Below are 18,630 nucleotides of genomic sequence, written 5' to 3' on the forward strand. Positions count from 1 at the left end.
CCCGCAACATCCAAATCGCTTCGGCGTAAGGTGGCGTAGAAAGACAGGGAAACGGCGGTTATGCCGATACCGTTCGACGAGGGGACGGCGTTTCATCCCCCCGTCCCGACGTTACCAATATCGATGTCGCTGGAAGATTTCGGAAAAGGAGATCAGGCCATCGAACAGCGCCCGGATCACGAGCGACGTTCGCTTCCGTACACCATAGCGTTCGCGCGCGAACTTGAGATGCTGGATCACGGTTTCCTTGGAGATGCCCAATATGTCGGCAATCTCCCCGTCGGTGTTGCCGCGGGCAGCCCAAAGAACGCAGTCGCGTTGACGCTCCGTGATCGCGGAATCGCCAGACAGGGTTGTGCGGCCCAAAAGGCGTTGCCCGCGTTCGAACGCGAGCCCGCCAATGATTTGCGCCGTCCATATCTGATCGCGAGGCAGCGGCTCGTCGGCTCGTGTGACGAATGTACAGGATCCGCTGACTTCGCCAGGGATGTGCGAGGAAACGGTAAATCCTTCACCCAGCCCATGGGCTTGACCGGCAGCTAGAACGGCGCGGTCGGCAGGAGTCAGTGTTAGAAATCGTGGAATGGTGAGCCAGGCAAAGCCCAGATGGGTCCGGTGGCTGGCCCGTCGGATAGGATCGCGCGGCCCCAGGTCCCTTTCCAAATAATAGGCGGCCCAGCCGCGTGGATAATTGTGGATTTGAAGAGGTTGCTGTTGTGGCATCCTCAGATCGATGTGCTCAGCCAGCGCGAAATAGTCGAAACCCATTTCTCGCGCGATCCTCGCCAGGAATTCGTAGAGCATGTGCATATCCGATGCCTCTGCTAACCCAGCGGCAAGGGCATCCAACCGTCGATAACGACCCATGATAGTAGCATAACCGACCGCAAGGGCGTTCCCAACCCGCAGGTCTCGCGATTCGCCTTCCTCCTTCTATGCGCTCCCCGTTCGTCCTCACAACGATCGGTGAAACGGGATGAGCGGACAGCTTATGGAATTTTCTAATTATGACAATTGCATGACGATCATGTTAAATTGCCAAACGTGCAGCCTGTATCTGGCAGCCCCCTCCAGCCAGCGAACTCTGCCCTCTGTTTCCCAGACGCCGGTCCATGTGCATTAGGAAGAAGGGTGAGAGATAACACGGCTTAGCCGCAGATCGCCGTGACTATGCCCGCCAATCTACACCATCCGGCAGCCTCGACGGCCACATCGCTCGGTCAGCTTATGCGGAAGCCAGATTTTCAGTGGCTCAACCTACGCCAGAACTACCCGTAAATACGCGCGCAGCGTATTACGTCCTTATTACTTCAATCTTTCCAGAAGGCCGCGTAATATGAAAACTTGACCCAGTCGCCCCAGAAACCATTGATTTTTCTATGATTTCTGGAGCGGGCGAAGGGATTCGAACCCTCGACCCCAACCTTGGCAAGGTTGTGCTCTACCCCTGAGCTACGCCCGCTCTGGCGGCCGGAGGATGTGTCCCTCTCGGCGGGTGGCGGGGAACTAGCAGCGCTTGTCTAAAGGGGCAAGGGGAGAATTGCACAAAAATGAAATTCTCCTTCGCACATGAAAAAACATAATTTTTCCAGTGTCTTAGCTTTGTGGATATTATTTCGCCGCCGGACGGGCACGTCATTCGATGCGCGAATCACCCCCAGGACAGTGGCGAAAAGGGCGGCTTGGCGCGCGCCGTCCTTGTGCTAGGCTGTGCCGACAAGTTTCTTGCCGTGGCGGGATCATTTGCCCCCGCCCTTCGTAATGACCAGCAACCAGCAGGGAGACCAGCCATGTCGTCCGATCATTTGACGCGCCGCGGCCTGTTGCAGGGCAGCGCCGCCATCGCCGCCGCCGGCCCCGTCCTGTCGCAGGACACCGCCGCAGCGACACCCCGCCGCACCGGAGGAACCGCAATGATGCCTGTCGAACTGACCGTCAACGGGCGTGAGGTGCATCTGCAACTCGACCCGCGCACCAGCCTGCTCGACACGCTGCGCGAGCATCTGCACCTGACCGGCACCAAGAAGGGATGCGACCATGGCCAGTGCGGCGCCTGCACCGTGATCGTGGAGGGCCGGCGGATCAACAGTTGCCTGACGCTGGCGGTGATGCATGATGGCGAGAGCGTCACGACGATCGAGGGGCTGGGCACGCCCGACAAGCTGCACCCGATGCAGAAGGCGTTCATCGTCCATGATGGCTATCAATGCGGCTATTGCACACCGGGGCAGATCTGCTCGGCGGTGGCGGTGCTGGACGAAATCAAGGCGGGCATCCCCAGCCATGCGACGGCGGAGCTGGACGATGTCGCGCTCAGCGATGCGGAACTGCGCGAGCGGATGAGCGGCAATATCTGCCGCTGCGCCGCCTATCCCAACATCATTGCCGCGATGCGCGATGTTTCTGGTCAATCTGGGCATGGGGAGACCGCGGCATGAAGGCCTTCACCTATGAACGCGCCGCCAGCGTCGAAGCGGCTGCCAAGGCGGCGGCATCCGTGCAGGGCGCACGTTTCATCGCGGGCGGCACCAACCTGCTCGACCTGATGAAGCTGCAGATCGAGACGCCGACCCATTTGATCGACGTCAACCCTCTGGGGCTGGACCGGATCGAGAAGACCGACGGCGGCGGGCTGCGCATCGGCGCGCTGGTGCGCAATACCGATCTGGCGGCCAACAACAACGTGCGGCAAGATTATGCGGTGCTCAGCCGCGCGCTGCTGGCCGGCGCATCGGGCCAGTTGCGCAACAAGGCGACGACCGGCGGCAACCTGTTGCAGCGCACCCGTTGCCCCTATTTCTACGACACGCGCATGCCCTGCAACAAACGCAAGGCCGGCAGCGGTTGCGGCGCGCTACAGGGGATGAGCCGCAGCCTGGCGATATTGGGCGTGAGCGACGCCTGCATCGCCCAGCATCCCAGCGACATGGCGGTGGCGATGCGGCTGCTCGACGCGCAGGTCGATACGATGGACGCAAACGGCGCGGCGCGGGCGATCCCGATCGCGGACTTCCACTTGCTGCCAGGCGACACGCCGCAGAAAGAAAGCGCGCTGAAACCCGGCGAGATCATCACGTCCGTCACCCTGCCCAAGCCGATCGTCGGCACCCATGTCTATCGCAAGGTGCGCGACCGCGCCTCCTATGCCTTCGCCCTGGTGTCGGTGGCGGCCGTGTTCGGCAAGGACGGAACGGCGCGCTTCGCCTTTGGCGGCATCGGCGCGAAGCCGTGGCGCGTGGAGGCGGCCGACGCCGCTGCCAAGAGTGGCGCGAAGGCCGTGGCCGAAGCGGCTTTGGCCGGCGCGCGCACCACCCATCATAACGACTTCAAGAAAACACTGGTCGAACGGACGCTCGCGTCCCTCTACCGCCAGCGGGAGGCACGGGCATGAAGTTCGATACGCCAGCGGGCATCAACCCGATCGACAAGGGCCGGGTGATCGGCATTCCGCACGACCGCATCGACGGCGCGGCCAAGGTGACGGGCAGCGCGCCCTATGCCTATGAGCGGCACGATGCCGCGCCCAACGCCGTCTATGGCTGGATCGTGGGGTCCGCCATCGCCAAGGGGCGGATCGCCTCCATGGACCTGCGCGCTGCGGAGGCCGCGCCGGGCGTGCTGGGCATCGTCACCCACGCCAATGCCGGCAAACTGGGCAAGGGCAGCATGAACACCGCGCCGCTTTTGGGCGGACCGCAGGTGGACCATTATGAGCAGGCCATGGCGCTGGTCATCGCCGACACGTTCGAAAATGCGCGCGACGCGGCCAAGCTGGTGCAGATCGATTATATGCCGGAGGACGGCAAATATGATCTGGCGGCCGAGAGTCTGAAGGGCATCATGCCGCCCGACAGTTTCGGATCGCCGGCCGATACGAAGGCGGGCGATTTCGACGGTGGTTTCGCCAGGGCGGCGGTCAGGATCGACCAGCGCTATACGACACCCGACCATAGCCATGCGATGATGGAGCCCCATGCGACGACCGCCGCCTGGAATGGCGACAGGCTGACGCTGTGGACGTCGAACCAGATGATCGCCTGGGGCGTGGGCGAAGTCGCCAAGACGCTGGGCATCGCCAAGGAGAAGGTGCGGCTGGTGTCGCCCTATATTGGCGGCGGCTTCGGGTCGAAGCTGTTCCTGCGCGCCGACGCACTGCTGGCGGCGCTGGGCGCGAAGCAGGTGGGGCGGCCGGTCAAGGTCGCCATCGCCCGGCACCAGATCCCCAACAACACCACCCACCGCCCGGCGACGATCCAGCGCATCCGCATCGGCGCGGACAGGGACGGCGTGATCGACGCGATCGGCCATGAAGTCTGGTCGGGTGACCTGCCCGGCGGCAGCCCGGAAACGGCGGCGCAGCAGACGCGGCTGCTCTATCGCGGCGCCAACCGGATGACCGCGCACCGGCTGGTGACGCTGAACCTGCCCGAAGGCAATGCGATGCGCGCGCCGGGCGAGGCGGTGGGCCTGCTGGCGCTGGAAGTGGCGATGGACGAACTGGCCGAAGCCTGCGGCGTCGATCCGGTCGAACTGCGCATCCGCAACGATGTGCAATATGATCCCGAAGCCGGTCCGCAGCGCCCCTATTCCAGCCGCAAGCTGGTGGAATGCCTGCGCGCCGGGGCCGATCGTTTCGGCTGGGACAAGCGCAAGGCCAAGCCCGGCCAGGTCCGCGACGGGCGCTGGCTGGTGGGCATGGGCATGGCCGCGGCCTTCCGGAACAATCTGGTCAGCAAGTCGGGCGCGCGGATCGGCGTGGATGCGCAGGGCAAGGTGATCGTCGAGACCGACATGACTGATATCGGCACCGGCAGCTATACGATCATCGGCCAGACCGCAGCCGAGATGCTGGGCGTGACACTGGACCAGGTGACGGTCCGGCTGGGCGACAGTCGCTTTCCGGCATCGGCCGGGTCGGGCGGGCAATGGGGCGCCAACAGCTCGACCGCGGGCATCTATGCCGCGGCGATGGCGTTGCGCGCGAAGCTGGCGGAGAAGGCGGGCTATCCCGCCGACAAGGCGCAGTTCGACGATGGCCTGGTGAAATTCGACAATAAATCCCAGACGCTCGCCGCACTGGCCGGGCGCGAAGGGCTGTGGGCCGAGGACAGCATGGATTATGGCGATCTCGACAAACGCTATGCCCAAGCCACTTTCGGCGCGCATTTCTGCGAGGTGGGCGTCGATATCGACACCGCCGAAGTGCGCGTTCGCCGCATGGGCGGGGCCTTCGCCGCCGGGCGCATCCTGAACCCCAAATCCGCGCGCAGCCAGGTGATCGGCGCGATGACCATGGGCGTGGGCGCGGCGTTGATGGAATCGCTGGAGGTCGACACCCGCTTCGGCTTCTTCGTCAATCACGACATGGCCGAATATGTGGTGCCGGTGCATGCCGACATTCCGCAGCAGGACGTGCTGTTCATCGACGAGCTGGACGACAAAAGCTCGCCGATGAAAGCCAAGGGCGTGGGCGAGCTGGGTATCTGCGGCGCAGGCGCGGCGGTGGCCAATGCGATCTACAACGCCACCGGCATTCGCCTGCGCGACTATCCGCTGACGATCGACAAGCTGTTGAAAGCGCAGGCGGCATGACCACGGCCCGACCCAAGGTATAATGGAGCGCCGCGCCGCCGCCCCCTAGCCTCCCCGCGATAAAAGACGGGAGGATGGGCGTGAGGGTGATGGCGGCGCTGTTGGCGGGAAGCGCATTGATCGGAGCCGGATCGGCGTTGGCGCAGGCGCCCGATGCCGGGGACGCCGTGCGCCAGCCGATCATCGTCACTGCACCCGGCGGCGCGGTCGATCTGGACGATGCGCTCACGCTGGCCGCCGCCGACATCGGCAAAAGCGGCAGTCCCGATTTCCTGGGCGCGCTGACCCGCAATTTCGCCGGCGTCACCTTGCAGGATGCGCAGAACAACCCCTGGCAGCCCAATCTCGTCTATCGCGGCTTCGTCGCGTCCCCGCTCCAGGGGCAGGCGCAGGGCATCGCCGTCTATCTGGACGGTGCGCGCTTCAACCAGCCCTTTGGCGATACGGTGCAGTTCGACCTGCTCCCCGAAGCCGCGGTCCGGGGCGTCAGCCTGCTCGACAAGAGCGCCGTCTATGGCCTCAATGCCCTGGGCGGGGCGCTGGTGATCGACACGAAGACGGGGCTAAGCGATCCGGGGCTGGAAGCCAGCCTGTCGCACGGCCGCTTCGGCACGACCGAGGCGAGCGTGGCGGGCGGCATGGCCTGGGGCGACTGGAGCGCATTCGGCGCCTTCCAATATAGGCGCGACGATGGCTGGCGCGATCATTCGCCCTCTACCCTCTATAATGGCTATGCCGATGTCGGCTTCGACACGGCGACCGGCGGCCTGCACCTGAAGGTCGTAGGCGCGAACACCGACCTGACCGGCAATGGCGTGTCGCCGGTGGAATTGCTGGCGGCGGATCGGCGCGCGGTCTTCACCTGGCCCGATAACAGCCGCAGCCGCTATGGCCGGGTCAGCCTGCACCCCTGGGTCGCGCTGTCCGACACGACCCGGATCGAAGCCACGCTCTATGCGCAAAAACTCACCCTGCGCACCGTCAATGGCGATGCCGCCGATATCGAGGGCTGCGAGGATGACGACGATGCCGGTTTCGTCTGCCTGGAAACCGTCGGGGGCGATGACGAGGCGGAGGAGCAGGCCGTCCTGACCGACGCCGATGGCAATGCCATCATCGATATGCTGGGCGGCGAGGGCTATGGCGTGCTCAACCGCGGGCGCACGGCGACGCGGGCGATGGGCGCGCTGGTGCAGCTGATCGACAAGCATATGGTCGGCGCGGGCGAGAATGTCTTCGCGCTCGGCTTCAGCTACGACACCAGCCGCACCCGCTTCGACACCTCGACCGAACTGGGCGCGCTGACCGACGATCGCAGCGTCGAGGGGCTGGGGTCGATCATCGTGCAGCCGGATGGCGCCATCGCGCCGGTCGGCCTGATCGCCCATACAGACTATTGGGGCGCATTCGTGCAGGACCGGTTGCCGATCACGGCGCGCCTGTCGGCGGAAGTCGCGCTGCGCTACAATCATGCGCGCATCGTGATGCTGGACCAGATCGGTACGGCGCTGAACGGCCGCCATCGGTTTGAGCGGGTCAATCCCGGCATCGAGTTCGACTATAAGCTGTCGGACGGACTGACGCTGCGCGCGGGCTATGCGGAAAGCAACCGCGTGCCGACCCCGGCCGAACTGTCCTGCGCCGACGAAAATGCGCCATGCAGCCTGACCAACTTCTTCGTCGCCGATCCGCCGTTGAGTCAGGTGGTCGCCAAAAGCTGGGAGGCGGGCGCGAAGGGCCATGCCCAGGCGGGCGGCTTCACCATCGACTGGCTGCTGTCAGCTTGGCGCACCGACAATCGCAACGACATCCAATATGTGGCGTCGGAGATTCGTGGCCGCGCCTATTTCCGCAATATCGGCAGCACGCGGCGGCAGGGGGTGGAAGCGACCTTGCGCGCCAGCCGGGGCGGGTTCAGCGCGGGGCTGAGCTACGCCTTCACCGACGCCACCTATCGCGCGCCGCTGACCCTTTCCAGCCCCGCCAACCCGTCGGCGGACGAAGAAGGACTGATCGAAGTCGCGCGCGGCGACCGGCTGCCCGGCATACCCCGGCACAGCGCCACGCTGAACCTCGATTATGCGGGGAACGGCTGGTCCGTGGGCGGCGACTTCATCGCGCGGTCCGGCCAATATCTGGTCGGCGACGAGGGCAATGACGAACCCAAACTGGGCGGCTATGCGCTCGTCAACCTGCGCGCGAGCCTAACCCTGGTGAAGGGCATCAGCCTGTTCGGCACGCTCACCAATGCGCTGGGCCGCCGCTACGCGACCTTCGGCACCTTCAGCGAAGTGGATGAGATCGCACTGGAAGAGGCGCCCGGCGCATCCAACCCGCGCGCTTATGGGCCGGGCGCGCCGCGCCGCTGGCAAGTCGGCGTGAAGGCGCTATTCTGACCATCTAACATCAGGAGAGAAAGAGCATGACCGCCTATTTCGTCGCCGTCCGCAACAGCATTTCCGACCCCGAAACCTTCGCCACCTATGGCGCGCTGGCCGGCAAATCCATGGCGGGCCATGCGATCACGCCGCTCGCCGTCTATGGCAAGACCCGCGCCACCGATGGGCCGGCGACAGAGAGCGCGGTCATCATCGCCTTCCCGACCTTCGAGGAAGCCGAGGCCTGGTATGACAGCCCCGCCTATCAGGAAGCGCTGACGCACCGGCTCGCCAGCGGCGACTATCAGACCTTCATCATCCAGGGCGTCGACTGATCCTCCCGCCCGGAATGTCCACGTTACGGCGCTTACGGATTCTCATAAGCGATTGTTTATAAAGGAAAATAGGAAGTCATGCGTTCAAATCCAGCGCGTGACTTCCTAAAAATCTTTATTTAACAACGGCTTGAATTTGAGGAATCTGTCACAACTGTCCAACTTGCTGTTGCATTCACGGCACATCCACCCGCGGCAGCAGCGTCGCCTCCAGCCCCGGATAGAGGTGCGACACGCTGCGCTGCAATTCGTAGCGCCCCGCCGCCATTGTCGCGAACCGATCGGGAATGGGCAGCTCGCCCGCCTCGACCATGTCCAGCCCGCCCTGCACCGCCTGGGTCAGCGTCGCTTCCAGCCAGTCGATCCAGTCACGCGTCTGGTCGATCGCCGTCGTTCCGCCCGGATCGAACGGGCCATGGCCGGGCACCAAGCCGCCATGGGGCAGCGCCTTCAACCGGTCGAGGCTGGCCCGCCATGCGGCAAGGTCGGCGGTCGGGGTACTGGGCGCGCGGTCGTGAAAGACCAGGTCGCCCCCCAGCAGCAGGCCGGTCTGCGGATCGAGCAAGGCCAGATCGGCGCCACTATGCCCCGACAGCGCCAGTAGCTGCAGCGTCCGACCGCCAAAGTCCTCCTCCTGTTGCGCGATCGCCTTGCCCGGCAGGACAAGGCCGGTGCCACGCATCCAGTCGCCCAGCAGGCGGTACATGCCGTCGGCATAGCCCTGCCCCTCTGCCCGCAGCGCCTCGATCGTGCCGGGCAGCGCCGCGACGATGGACGGATCGAAGGCGGCAAGGCCCAATCCATGATCGGGATGGAGATGGCTGACATAGAGTCGCACCACCGGTTTGCCGGCCAGTTGCTCTGCCACTTGCCGTAGCGATCGGGCGTAGCGGACGGAAGGGCCGCAATCCCACAGCACCGTCCCGGCCGGCGTGGCGATGATCGCGATATTGGCGATGGCGCCGCCATTGCCCGCCTCGATCGGCTCGTCCGCCCCGCGCACCAGCCAGACGCCGTCACCGATCGCTTCGGGGGTGATGGCATAGCCGGCCGCGCGCGCAGGGACCGACGCCAGCGCCACCACGCCACCGAGCAGCGATCGCCGCGACAGGATCATCGGCCGCCCGGCATCGACGCCGGAACAGGTGATTGCCGCGCCACGGACAGCGCCGCGCGATAGTCGCGCCCGTTGGTGTCCCGCGCCTCGACCCGCAGCGCCTCCCCGGCCCCGCCATCGACCATCAGCGTGATCGCCGGATCTTCGGCCACCGCCGCCCATATCTCCATCTCGCCCAGCGTCCGTCCATCCGCGCCCTTCACGCGCAGCGCTTCGAGATGATAGGTGGCGATATTGGCGACGAAGCCGGTATCCATCGGATGGCGGAAATTGAGCCGCACCCGGCTGCGCCCGTCCGCCATCGGCCAGGCTTCGCCGCGTATCTCGCCCAGATGGTCGGCCCAGTCGCCCCTGACCCGGCTGACCGGCGGCGCAGAGCAACCGCCGCCCGCCGCATCGACCCATTCGCCCGACACCAGCCATTGCCCGCTGGCCAGTTGCACCGCGCCGCGTACCGGGGTGCGCTGGTCGAGCTTGATGCGGGTTGCGACATAGGCGGCGGCGTGGAGGGGGCGATAGTCGATGGCGATGGGAATGGGATTGAGATCGACCAGCAGCACCATGCGGGTCACGCCCGCTATAGCGCGCGCGTCGATCACCACCGGAAAGGCGCGCTGATTTTCCGCGATCATCGGGAAATCGACCTGCACGCGCGGATCGAACCGCACCGGATCGTCGCCGAACAGGGTGCGGGCATGGGCGTCCCACATCGGCGACCCCAGCGGATCGGCCCCAGTTCGTTCGGGGGTTCGTTGAGGCGCTGTCGCCCCGGCATCGGCCGCGACCCATGCCAGGGCGAGCGCGACCCAAAGGCTTGCCTGCCTTTGCAATATCCTTCTCCCTTAAGCCGGGGTCTATTCTCCTCCCGCGTCGGTTACCATTGGCCCTTGGGTCAGCCGGAGACGATCATGCGCCGCTTCCTCATCCCCGCCCTGCTGATCGCGTCGCCGGCGGTCGCGCAGCCGCCTTTGTTCAATCCGGCCGGCTATCGCATCGCCCATTATCGCGCGCCGGTCCGGCAGGCGCCGGCCGGCGTCGGCCGGATCGCCCCGACCGCCGCGGCGCAACTGGTGCCGGGACGCGACGCGCTGTTCATCGACGTGCTGCCGGCCGAGGGCGGGCATCGTGAGGCGGACGGGCGCTGGCGGCTGGCCGCGCCGCACGAATCCATCCCCGGCGCGCGCTGGTTTCCCGAAACCGGGCGCGGCGATCTGGCGCCGGGGATCGGCCCATGGTTCGCACAAAGGGTCGCCCGCCTGACGCACGGGCGCCGCGACGCGATGCTGATCCTCTTCTGCCGCGCCGATTGCTGGATGGGATGGAATGCGGCCAGGCGGTTGCGCGCTGCGGGCTACAGCAATGTCTGGTGGCTGGCGGAGGGTACGGATGGCTGGAGCGACATGAAAAGGCCGCTTTCCCGCATCGAACCGGACGGCGGCATCATGCCATAGGACCAAAGGTCAATTGTGCGCGCGGCCCCTGTGGCCGCACTCTCCATGCAATCCGGCAGAGAAAGCCGTCCGATTCCATGGAGAGTGATTTGACTGACCTGCGCATCCCGGCCTGCTTGCTGACCGCCGCCGTCCTGGCCTTTTCGCTGCCCGCTACGGCCAAGGACATCGTCGTCCATATGAAGAATCAGGGCGCCGACGGCGCGATGGTGTTCGAGCCCAGCTATGTGAAGGCCGCGCCCGGCGACACGATCCGCTTCCAGCCGTCCGACGCCAGCCATAATGCCGAAACCATGGCGACGATGCTGCCCGCCGGCGCGACGCCGATGAAGGGCGCGATGAACAAGGAAGCGGTGCTGACCGTCACCAAGCCCGGCCTCTACGGCATCAAATGCATGCCGCATTATTCGATGGGCATGGTCGCGCTGGTGCAGGTGGGCAAGGTGACGCCGGCGGACATCGCCGCCGCCAGGGCGGTCAAGCTGCCGCCCTTCGCCGCCAAGCGCATGACCGCGGCGCTGGCCAAGGTGAAGTAAAGCCACGCCTTTCTCAATTTTTACGCATAGCAATCGGGAGTAGACACATGCTGCAACAGGCGATGGAGCGTTTCACGGGAAAGACGCTGATCCGCGACCAATATGACAATTATATCGGCGGCGCGTGGGTCGCGCCGGTGCAGGGCGGCTATTTCGACAATATCTCGCCCGTGACCGGCCAGGTCGTCGGCAGGATCGCGCGCGGCACCGCCGCCGACATCGAGCTGGCGCTGGACGCCGCGCACAAGGCGAAGGACGCCTGGGGCAAGACCTCGTCCACCGAGCGGTCCAACATCCTGCTCAAGATCGCCGACCGGATGGAGGCCAATCTCGACCTCATCGCGATGGCCGAGACGATCGACAACGGCAAGCCGATCCGCGAGACGACCCATGCCGACATCCCGCTCGCCATCGACCATTTCCGCTATTTCGCGGGCTGCGTCCGCGCGCAGGAAGGGTCGATCAGCGAGATCGACCATGACACGATCGCCTATCATTTCCACGAGCCGCTGGGCGTGGTCGGCCAGATCATCCCCTGGAACTTCCCGATCCTGATGGCGGTATGGAAACTCGCCCCGGCACTGGCGGCGGGCAACTGCATCGTGCTCAAGCCCGCCGAACAGACGCCGATGTCGATCCTGGTGCTGCTCGAAGTGATCGGCGACCTGCTGCCGCCCGGCGTGCTGAACGTCGTCAACGGCTTTGGCGTGGAGGCGGGCAAGCCGCTCGCCAGCAACAAGCGGATCAGCAAGATCGCCTTCACCGGCGAAACGACGACCGGCCGCCTCATCATGCAATATGCCTCGGAGAACCTGATCCCCGTCACGCTGGAGCTGGGCGGCAAGTCGCCCAATATCTTCTTCGCCGACGTGATGGACGCCGACGACGATTATTTCGACAAATGCCTCGAAGGCTTCGCCATGTTCGCCCTCAACCAGGGCGAAGTCTGCACCTGCCCCAGCCGCGCGCTGATCCAGGAATCGATCTACGAAAAGTTCATCGAACGGGCCATCGCGCGGGTGAAGGCGATCAAGCAGGGCAGCCCGCTCGACCCCAGCACCATGATCGGCGCGCAGGCGTCGAACGACCAGTTGGAGAAGATCCTCTCCTATATCGAGATCGGCCTGAACGAAGGCGCTGAGCTGCTGACCGGCGGCACGCGCGCATCGCTGGATGGCGAACTGAGCGAGGGCTATTATGTGACGCCCACGGTCCTGAAGGGCCACAACAAGATGCGCATCTTCCAGGAGGAGATTTTCGGCCCGGTACTGGCCGTCACCACCTTCAAGGACGAAGCCGACGCGCTCGCCATCGCCAACGACACGCTCTACGGGCTGGGCGCGGGCGTATGGACCCGCGATGGAACCCGCGCCTATCGCGTGGGCCGGGGCATCCAGGCCGGTCGGGTATGGACCAACTGCTATCACGCCTATCCCGCCCATGCGGCGTTCGGCGGCTACAAGCAGTCGGGCATCGGGCGCGAAAACCACAAGATGATGCTCGACCATTATCAGCAGACCAAGAATCTGCTGGTCAGCTACAGCCCCAGGGCGCTGGGCTTCTTCTAATCGGGATGGCAGTTCGTCGAAGGCGGATTCCTCTCCATTATGCCTTCGACGGCGGCGGGCATCCTTTCCCCGATGCCCGCCGCATCGTCTTTTTCAAAGGAGATCGGGATGACCGGGCCGCCCCCACGCATATTGGCGACACCAGATGCAGAAGCGCTGATGCACAGCCTGACGCAGAAGCACGGGCCGCTGATGTTCCACCAGTCGGGCGGATGCTGTGACGGGTCCGCGCCGATGTGCTTCCCGCGCGGCGAGTTCAAGGTCGGCGGGCAGGATGTGCTGCTGGGCCATGTCGCGGGCGATATCCCGGTGTGGATCGGCGCGGCGCAGTTCGACTATTGGCGCCATACCCAGGTGATGATCGACATCGTGCCGGGACGCGGTGCGGGCATGTCGCTGGAAAGCCCCGAAGGCGTGCGCTTCATCGTGCGATCACGGATCTTCGACGACGCGGAAAATGCGCTGCTGGAAGCGGCGGGCGATCCGCCCCGGGGCGAAACCGTTACGGCATAGGACGGGCGTGACATTGGGACGCGACGCGGTGCATAACCCCCGGAAAAGGGGAGGCCATGGGGGAGAGGAACATGACCATGCTGGCGTCGGAAATCGGTTTCGCATCGAGCCATTCGCCCGATCCGGCGACGGCGATGGCGGACGTCGCGCGGCAATTGGGCGATGCGCCGCTGGCCGGGATGCTGCTGTTCTGCTCGCACCGCTTCGATCGCGATGCACTGGCCCGCGCGGTCAACCGGCATAGCGAACATGTCGTCGCGATCGGTTGCACCAGCTCGGGCGAGCTGACCGAGGCGGGCTATGACGAGGACAGCCTGAGCGTGATCGGTTTTCCGGCCGACGCCTTCCACCTGACGTCCCATATTTTCGACGATATCGATGCATTCGATCCCGTTGCCGCGCGGGAGGCGATCCGATCGCTCGCCGCCATCGCCGATCGCGACAGCCGGCGGCTGGGCGACGCGGTCAATCATGTCGCGCTGTTCCTGGTCGATGGCCTGTCCCACCGCGAAGAATTGCTGACGATGACGATCCAGGATGCGCTGGGCGACATCCCCCTGATCGGTGGATCGTCGGGCGACGGGCTGGCGTTCCGCGAAACCGCGATCTTCGAAGGCGGCCGTTTTCACAAGCGCGCCGCAGTAATCGCGATCCTGTCCACGCCGCGCCCGATCCATGTGTTCAAGGCGCAGCATTATCGTCCCGGCGCGGCGAAGATGGTCGTGACCGGCGCGATCCCGCAGGACCGGATCGTGACCGAGATCAACGCGGAACCGGCGGCGCAGGAATATCTGCGGCTGGCGGGCCATGCCGGCGAAGCGCTGGGCCTGGCCTTCTACGCCGCCCATCCGCCGATGGTGCGCGCGGGCGGCGACTATCATGTCCGGTCGATCCAGAGCGCCAACCCGGACGGCAGCCTGACCTTCTATTGCGCGATCGACGAGGGGATCGTGCTGACCGTGGGCGAGCCGATCGACCGGATCGCGGGGATGGAGACGATGTTCGCCGACATCGGCGCCCATGTCGGCCAGGTCGACCGGATCATCGCCTTCGATTGCGTGCTCAACCGCATCGACGCGGAACAGCGGCAGATCGGCCGCGCCGTGTCCGAACTCTATGGCCGCCATCGGGTGATCGGTTTCAACACCTATGGCGAGCAATATCATGCGCTGCACGTCAACCAGACGTTCAGCGGGCTGGCGATCGGGCGATGACGGAAACGACCCTTCCTTCCACCGAGGCGGAACTGGCTCAACTGCGCGAAGACAACCGCAAGTTGCGCAAGATCAACGCCGCGCTGATCGATCGGGTGGAACGGTCCAGCGACATGGCCGGCAACGCCTTTTCGATGTTCGAAACCGCGATCACGCTGGAAGCGATGGTGCGCGAGCGGACGACCGAGCTGGAAGACGCGCTGGGCAGGCTTGCCACCGCCAATGCCGACCTGGCCCAGGCCCATGCCAGCGCCGAAGCGGCGCAGGTGCGGCTGCGCGACGCGATCGATTCGATCAACGAAGGCTTCGTGCTGTTCGATGCGGAAGACCGGCTGGTCCTTTTCAACGACGCCTATCTGGGCTTCTGGCCCGAAATCGCCGACCAGTTGCACGAAGGCATGTCGTTCGAGGATGTCGCGCGGCTGGCCGCGGCGCATCACCGCCCCCCCGGATCGGTGGTCGCGCCCGACCGCTGGGTGTCCGACCGGCTGGCGCGCCACAGCGTCGCCGATGGCGGCCATGTCCAGGCGCTGGCCGATGACCGCTGGGTCCAGATCAACGAACTGCGCACCAGCGAGGGCGGGATCGTCGGTATCTATACCGATATTACCGAAGTGAAGGCGGAGGATGCCCGCAACCGCGCGCTGGAACTGGCCGAACGTAATCTGGTGCTGCAATCGACGCTCGACAATCTGTCCGAAGGCGTATGCCTGTTCGATGCGCAGGGACGGGTCGCCGCCTGGAACGAGGCGTTGCAGCATGTGCTCGACTTGCCCGACGACTGGGCGCAGGAAGGCGCCAGCCATGGCGCGCTGCTCGGCTGGTGCCGCGATCGGCTGGGCATGGCGGACGGGGGCTGCCTGGACTGGCGGGGCGACCAGCCCGGCGCGGCCCGCCATGCGCTGGTCGCGGCCGGGGATCGTCATTTCGAAGTCCGCAGCACGGCGCTGGAGCGCGGCGGGCAGGTGATCGGCTTCACCGATGTCACCGACATGCTGCGCGCGCAGGCGGGCCTACAGGAAACCGCCGAGACGCTGGAGCGTCGCGTCGCCGAGCGCACCGCCGAACTGCGCGCCGAAGTCGCCGAACGGCGCGAGATCGAGGCGCAGTTGCGGGACGCCAAGACGGCGGCGGAGAAGGCGAACCTGTCCAAGACCAGCTTCCTCGCCGCCGCCAGCCATGACCTGTTGCAACCGTTGAACGCCGCCCGGCTTTTCGTCGCGGCGCTGGGCGATCGGCGGCTGGCGCTGCCCACCCGCGCGCTGGTCAACCAGACATCGACCGCGCTCGATTCGGTCGAGGATCTGCTGGAGGCGCTGCTGGAGATCAGTCGGCTCGATGCCGGCGCGATCCAGCCGGAAATTGGCGACTTCCGCCTCGACACGCTGCTGGGCACGTTGCGGGTGGAATTCGCGCCCGTCGCCCGCGCATCGGGGCTGATGCTGGACATGGCGAACGAACCGCTCTGGGTCCGCTCCGATATCCGACTGGTGCGGCGCATCCTGCAGAATTTCCTGTCCAACGCGCTGCGCTATACCCAGCAGGGATCGGTGCGGGTCGATTGCTTGGTCGGCGAACAGGCCATTCGCGTGAGCGTGACCGACAGCGGTCCGGGCATCGCGGCCGACAAGCAGGCGCTGGTGTTCGAGGAGTTCCGCCGGCTCGACACCCGCACCAGCGGCAAGGGGCTGGGCCTGGCCATCGTCAAGCGGGCGAGCGACATGCTGGGCCATCGCGTGACGCTGGAGTCCGCGCCCGGCCGCGGATCGACCTTTGCGATCGAGCTGCCGCTGGGCGAACCGGTAGCGGACCTGGACAACGGATCGGAGACGATCGGCCGCGACCGCACGATGCGCGGTCTCGACGTGCTGGTCATCGACAATGAACGGGCGATCCAGACGGGGATGCGCACGCTGCTGGGCGGCTGGGGCTGCACCGTGCGGACCGCCGGCGGCTTCGCCGAAGCGACCGGCCTGTTTGCGCCCGGCGAGGCGCCGGATATCATCCTGATCGACTATCATCTCAACGACGGCGAAACGGGCGAAATCGCGCTCGACCGCCTGCGCGGTCATTTCGCCATGCCGGTTTCCGCCGTCATGATTTCCGCCGATCGCGGCAAGGAGTTGAAGGCGCGGCTCGACGCGCACGGCATCCCGCTGCTCAACAAGCCGGTCAAGCCGGCCCAGTTGCGGGCGTTGCTGCGGACCATGCTCAAATAGGGGCCGCGCAGTCCTCTGGACCTGCCGGGATCAGGCGCTACTAGAGGAAGCAAAGCTGATGCAGGGGGGACGCAATGCATCCGATGCAATTGTTCGAATTGCTGGTCGCCATGCTGCTGGCGATCATCCTGTTGCATTATGCGGCGCACAAGATAGGCCTCCCGCCTGCCGTGGCGCTGCTGACCGGCGGCGCGCTCTTTGCCTTCCTGCCCGGCCTGCCGGTCATCTCGCTCGATCCGGAACTGGTGCTGGTCGTCTTCCTGCCGCCACTGCTGATGGATGGCGCCTGGTTCATCGCCCTGCGCCACCTCCATCGTCACATGCTGGGCATCATCGCCCTGGCGGTGGGCGCGGTGGTCTTCACCACGGTGATCGTGGCGGTGGTGACCCACTGGCTGGTGCCGTCCCTGCCCTGGGCCGCCTGCGCGGCGCTGGGTGCGATCGTCTCGCCACCGGATGCGGTGTCGGCGCGCGCCGTGCTGCAACATGTCCGCCTGCCCCGTCGCCTGTCCATCCTGCTGGAGGGCGAAAGCCTGTTCAACGACGCCAGCGGCCTCGTCCTCTTCCGCTTCGCGATCGCAGCGGGCGTCACCGGGGCGTTCAGCTTGATGGAGGCGATGGAAAGCTTTGCGCTGCTGGCGATCGGCGGCGCGCTGGTCGGCGCGGCGGTGGGCATGGCCTGGGTCCGGCTGACGCCGCGGCTGGACGACAAATATCTGATGATCGCTTCGTCGCTCCTCGCGCCATGGGCGTCCTACCTGTTGGCGGAGACGGTCCATGTGTCCGGGGTGATCGCCACGGTCACCACGGGACTCATCTGCGGCTGGTTTCAACATGTCGTATTTTCCGCGACAGTGCGGATGAACGGCACGGCCTTCTGGGCGGTGATGATCTTCCTGATGGAGGCGTTCGTCTTCCTGCTGATCGGTTCCTCGCTGCGCGGGGTGATCGACCGGGTCGGCGGGTTCCAACTGGTGCTGGCGCAAATGGCCGGGCCGGTGCTGGCGATCCTGATCGCGCTGACGCTCGCGCGCTTCCTCTGGGTGTTCGGGTCCGACGGCGTCACCCGCCTGCTACGGGCGATGGGCGTGCGCCGCTATACGCCGATTGGTCCGCGATCGGCGGTGGTGCTGGGCTGGGCCGGTATGCGCGGCGTTGTGACGCTGGCAGTGGCGCTGAGCGTGCCGGAAGGCTTTCCCGGCCGCGACTTCATCCTCGTCGCCGCCTTCGCGGTCATCATCGGCACCGTGCTGATCCAGGGCACCACGCTGGGTGCGGTGATCCGACTGCTGAAGCTGGAGGAACCGGCGAGCGACCGGGCGCGTCTGAGCATGAGCGAGGCGGAAGCCGCCATGGCGCAGGCGCAGGTCCGGGTGGTCGAGGCCCATGCCTATGACGCCGACGGCACATTGCTGCATCCGCGCCTTCTCGACCGATACCAGCGCCATGCGACGTTGTCGGTCACCTATGCAGGCCAGGAAGCGGAACATGCGCACATCCTTCATGCGCATTTCGATCTGGTGCTGATGGCGGTGGCGGCGGGACGGGCCGAATTGCTGCGCCTGCACCGGATCGGGGACATCGACGAACAGACGCTGCACGAACTGGAGCGCGACCTGGACCTGGAGGAAATGAGCGCGCTGTCGGCAAAGGCTTAGGGATCAGTCCAAACCCGGCTTGAACAGCAGACACATCGGCGAATGCGGA

Annotated in this window: 15 protein-coding genes and 1 tRNA gene; 12 read left to right on the forward strand and 4 right to left on the reverse strand. The window is 65.6% G+C overall.

Annotated elements, in window-relative coordinates; all coding sequences use genetic code 11:
• Positions 1-111: 111 nt before the first annotated feature.
• Positions 112-804: a helix-turn-helix transcriptional regulator gene (locus K9B33_RS11660; RefSeq protein ID WP_224548924.1), complete on the reverse strand. Its 693-nt coding sequence runs from the start codon at positions 802-804 to the stop codon at positions 112-114.
• A gap of 583 nt (positions 805-1,387) precedes the next feature.
• Positions 1,388-1,462, reverse strand: a tRNA-Gly gene (locus K9B33_RS11665).
• A gap of 328 nt (positions 1,463-1,790) precedes the next feature.
• On the opposite strand from K9B33_RS11665, the gene paoA reads away from it, so the two are divergent.
• The 5 genes from paoA (at position 1,791) to K9B33_RS11690 (ending at position 8,305) form a co-directional block, all read left to right on the forward strand.
• Positions 1,791-2,438: an aldehyde dehydrogenase iron-sulfur subunit PaoA gene (paoA, locus tag K9B33_RS11670; RefSeq protein WP_224548925.1), complete on the forward strand. Its 648-nt coding sequence runs from the start codon at positions 1,791-1,793 to the stop codon at positions 2,436-2,438.
• Positions 2,435-3,391: an FAD binding domain-containing protein gene (locus K9B33_RS11675; protein ID WP_224548927.1), complete on the forward strand. Its 957-nt coding sequence runs from the start codon at positions 2,435-2,437 to the stop codon at positions 3,389-3,391. Before paoA ends, K9B33_RS11675 begins: the two co-directional genes overlap by 4 nt.
• A complete protein-coding gene (paoC, locus tag K9B33_RS11680) occupies positions 3,388-5,592 on the forward strand; it encodes an aldehyde oxidoreductase molybdenum-binding subunit PaoC (RefSeq protein WP_224548929.1) in 2,205 nt (734 codons plus the stop codon). The genes K9B33_RS11675 and paoC overlap by 4 nt, the downstream gene beginning before the upstream one ends.
• Before the next feature lie 74 nt (positions 5,593-5,666).
• Positions 5,667-7,988, forward strand: coding sequence for a TonB-dependent receptor (locus tag K9B33_RS11685; protein WP_224548931.1), 2,322 nt, complete (start codon positions 5,667-5,669; stop codon positions 7,986-7,988).
• Positions 7,989-8,014: 26 nt separating this feature from the next.
• On the forward strand, positions 8,015-8,305 hold the full coding sequence (locus K9B33_RS11690; RefSeq protein WP_224548933.1) for a DUF1330 domain-containing protein: 291 nt from the start codon (positions 8,015-8,017) through the stop codon (positions 8,303-8,305).
• Positions 8,306-8,480: 175 nt separating this feature from the next.
• On the opposite strand, the gene K9B33_RS11695 is transcribed toward K9B33_RS11690, so the two are convergent.
• The gene (locus K9B33_RS11695) at positions 8,481-9,422 is read right to left on the reverse strand and encodes a quinoprotein relay system zinc metallohydrolase 1 (protein WP_224548935.1); all 942 of its coding nucleotides are present in this window, start codon (positions 9,420-9,422) and stop codon (positions 8,481-8,483) included.
• Positions 9,419-10,252 (reverse strand): quinoprotein dehydrogenase-associated SoxYZ-like carrier, encoded by an 834-nt coding sequence (locus K9B33_RS11700; RefSeq protein ID WP_263499553.1) that lies wholly within the window; start codon positions 10,250-10,252, stop codon positions 9,419-9,421. Before K9B33_RS11700 ends, K9B33_RS11695 begins: the two co-directional genes overlap by 4 nt.
• 78 nt (positions 10,253-10,330) lie before the next feature.
• On the opposite strand from K9B33_RS11700, the gene K9B33_RS11705 reads away from it, so the two are divergent.
• The 7 genes from K9B33_RS11705 to K9B33_RS11735 all read left to right on the forward strand — a co-directional run bounded on the left by K9B33_RS11705 (position 10,331) and on the right by K9B33_RS11735 (position 18,581).
• Positions 10,331-10,873: a rhodanese-like domain-containing protein gene (locus tag K9B33_RS11705; protein ID WP_224548936.1), complete on the forward strand. Its 543-nt coding sequence runs from the start codon at positions 10,331-10,333 to the stop codon at positions 10,871-10,873.
• Positions 10,874-10,962: 89 nt separating this feature from the next.
• Complete coding sequence (locus tag K9B33_RS11710; RefSeq protein WP_390902366.1) at positions 10,963-11,409, forward strand: pseudoazurin; 447 nt, start codon at positions 10,963-10,965, stop codon at positions 11,407-11,409.
• Between the two features lie 47 nt (positions 11,410-11,456).
• On the forward strand, positions 11,457-12,977 hold the full coding sequence (gene adh / locus K9B33_RS11715) for an aldehyde dehydrogenase (protein WP_224548938.1): 1,521 nt from the start codon (positions 11,457-11,459) through the stop codon (positions 12,975-12,977).
• Between the two features lie 108 nt (positions 12,978-13,085).
• On the forward strand, positions 13,086-13,490 hold the full coding sequence (locus tag K9B33_RS11720; RefSeq protein WP_224548939.1) for a DUF779 domain-containing protein: 405 nt from the start codon (positions 13,086-13,088) through the stop codon (positions 13,488-13,490).
• Between the two features lie 71 nt (positions 13,491-13,561).
• Entirely contained in the window at positions 13,562-14,704 is a 1,143-nt protein-coding gene (locus tag K9B33_RS11725; protein WP_224548940.1) for an FIST N-terminal domain-containing protein, read from the forward strand.
• On the forward strand, positions 14,701-16,923 hold the full coding sequence (locus K9B33_RS11730) for a NahK/ErcS family hybrid sensor histidine kinase/response regulator (protein WP_224548941.1): 2,223 nt from the start codon (positions 14,701-14,703) through the stop codon (positions 16,921-16,923). Before K9B33_RS11725 ends, K9B33_RS11730 begins: the two co-directional genes overlap by 4 nt.
• Positions 16,924-16,997: 74 nt before the next feature.
• On the forward strand, positions 16,998-18,581 hold the full coding sequence (locus K9B33_RS11735) for a Na+/H+ antiporter (protein ID WP_224548942.1): 1,584 nt from the start codon (positions 16,998-17,000) through the stop codon (positions 18,579-18,581).
• Positions 18,582-18,630: the final 49 nt, after the last annotated feature.

This window comes from Sphingobium sp. 3R8 (assembly GCF_020166615.1).
Taxonomy (GTDB): domain Bacteria; phylum Pseudomonadota; class Alphaproteobacteria; order Sphingomonadales; family Sphingomonadaceae; genus Sphingobium; species Sphingobium bisphenolicum.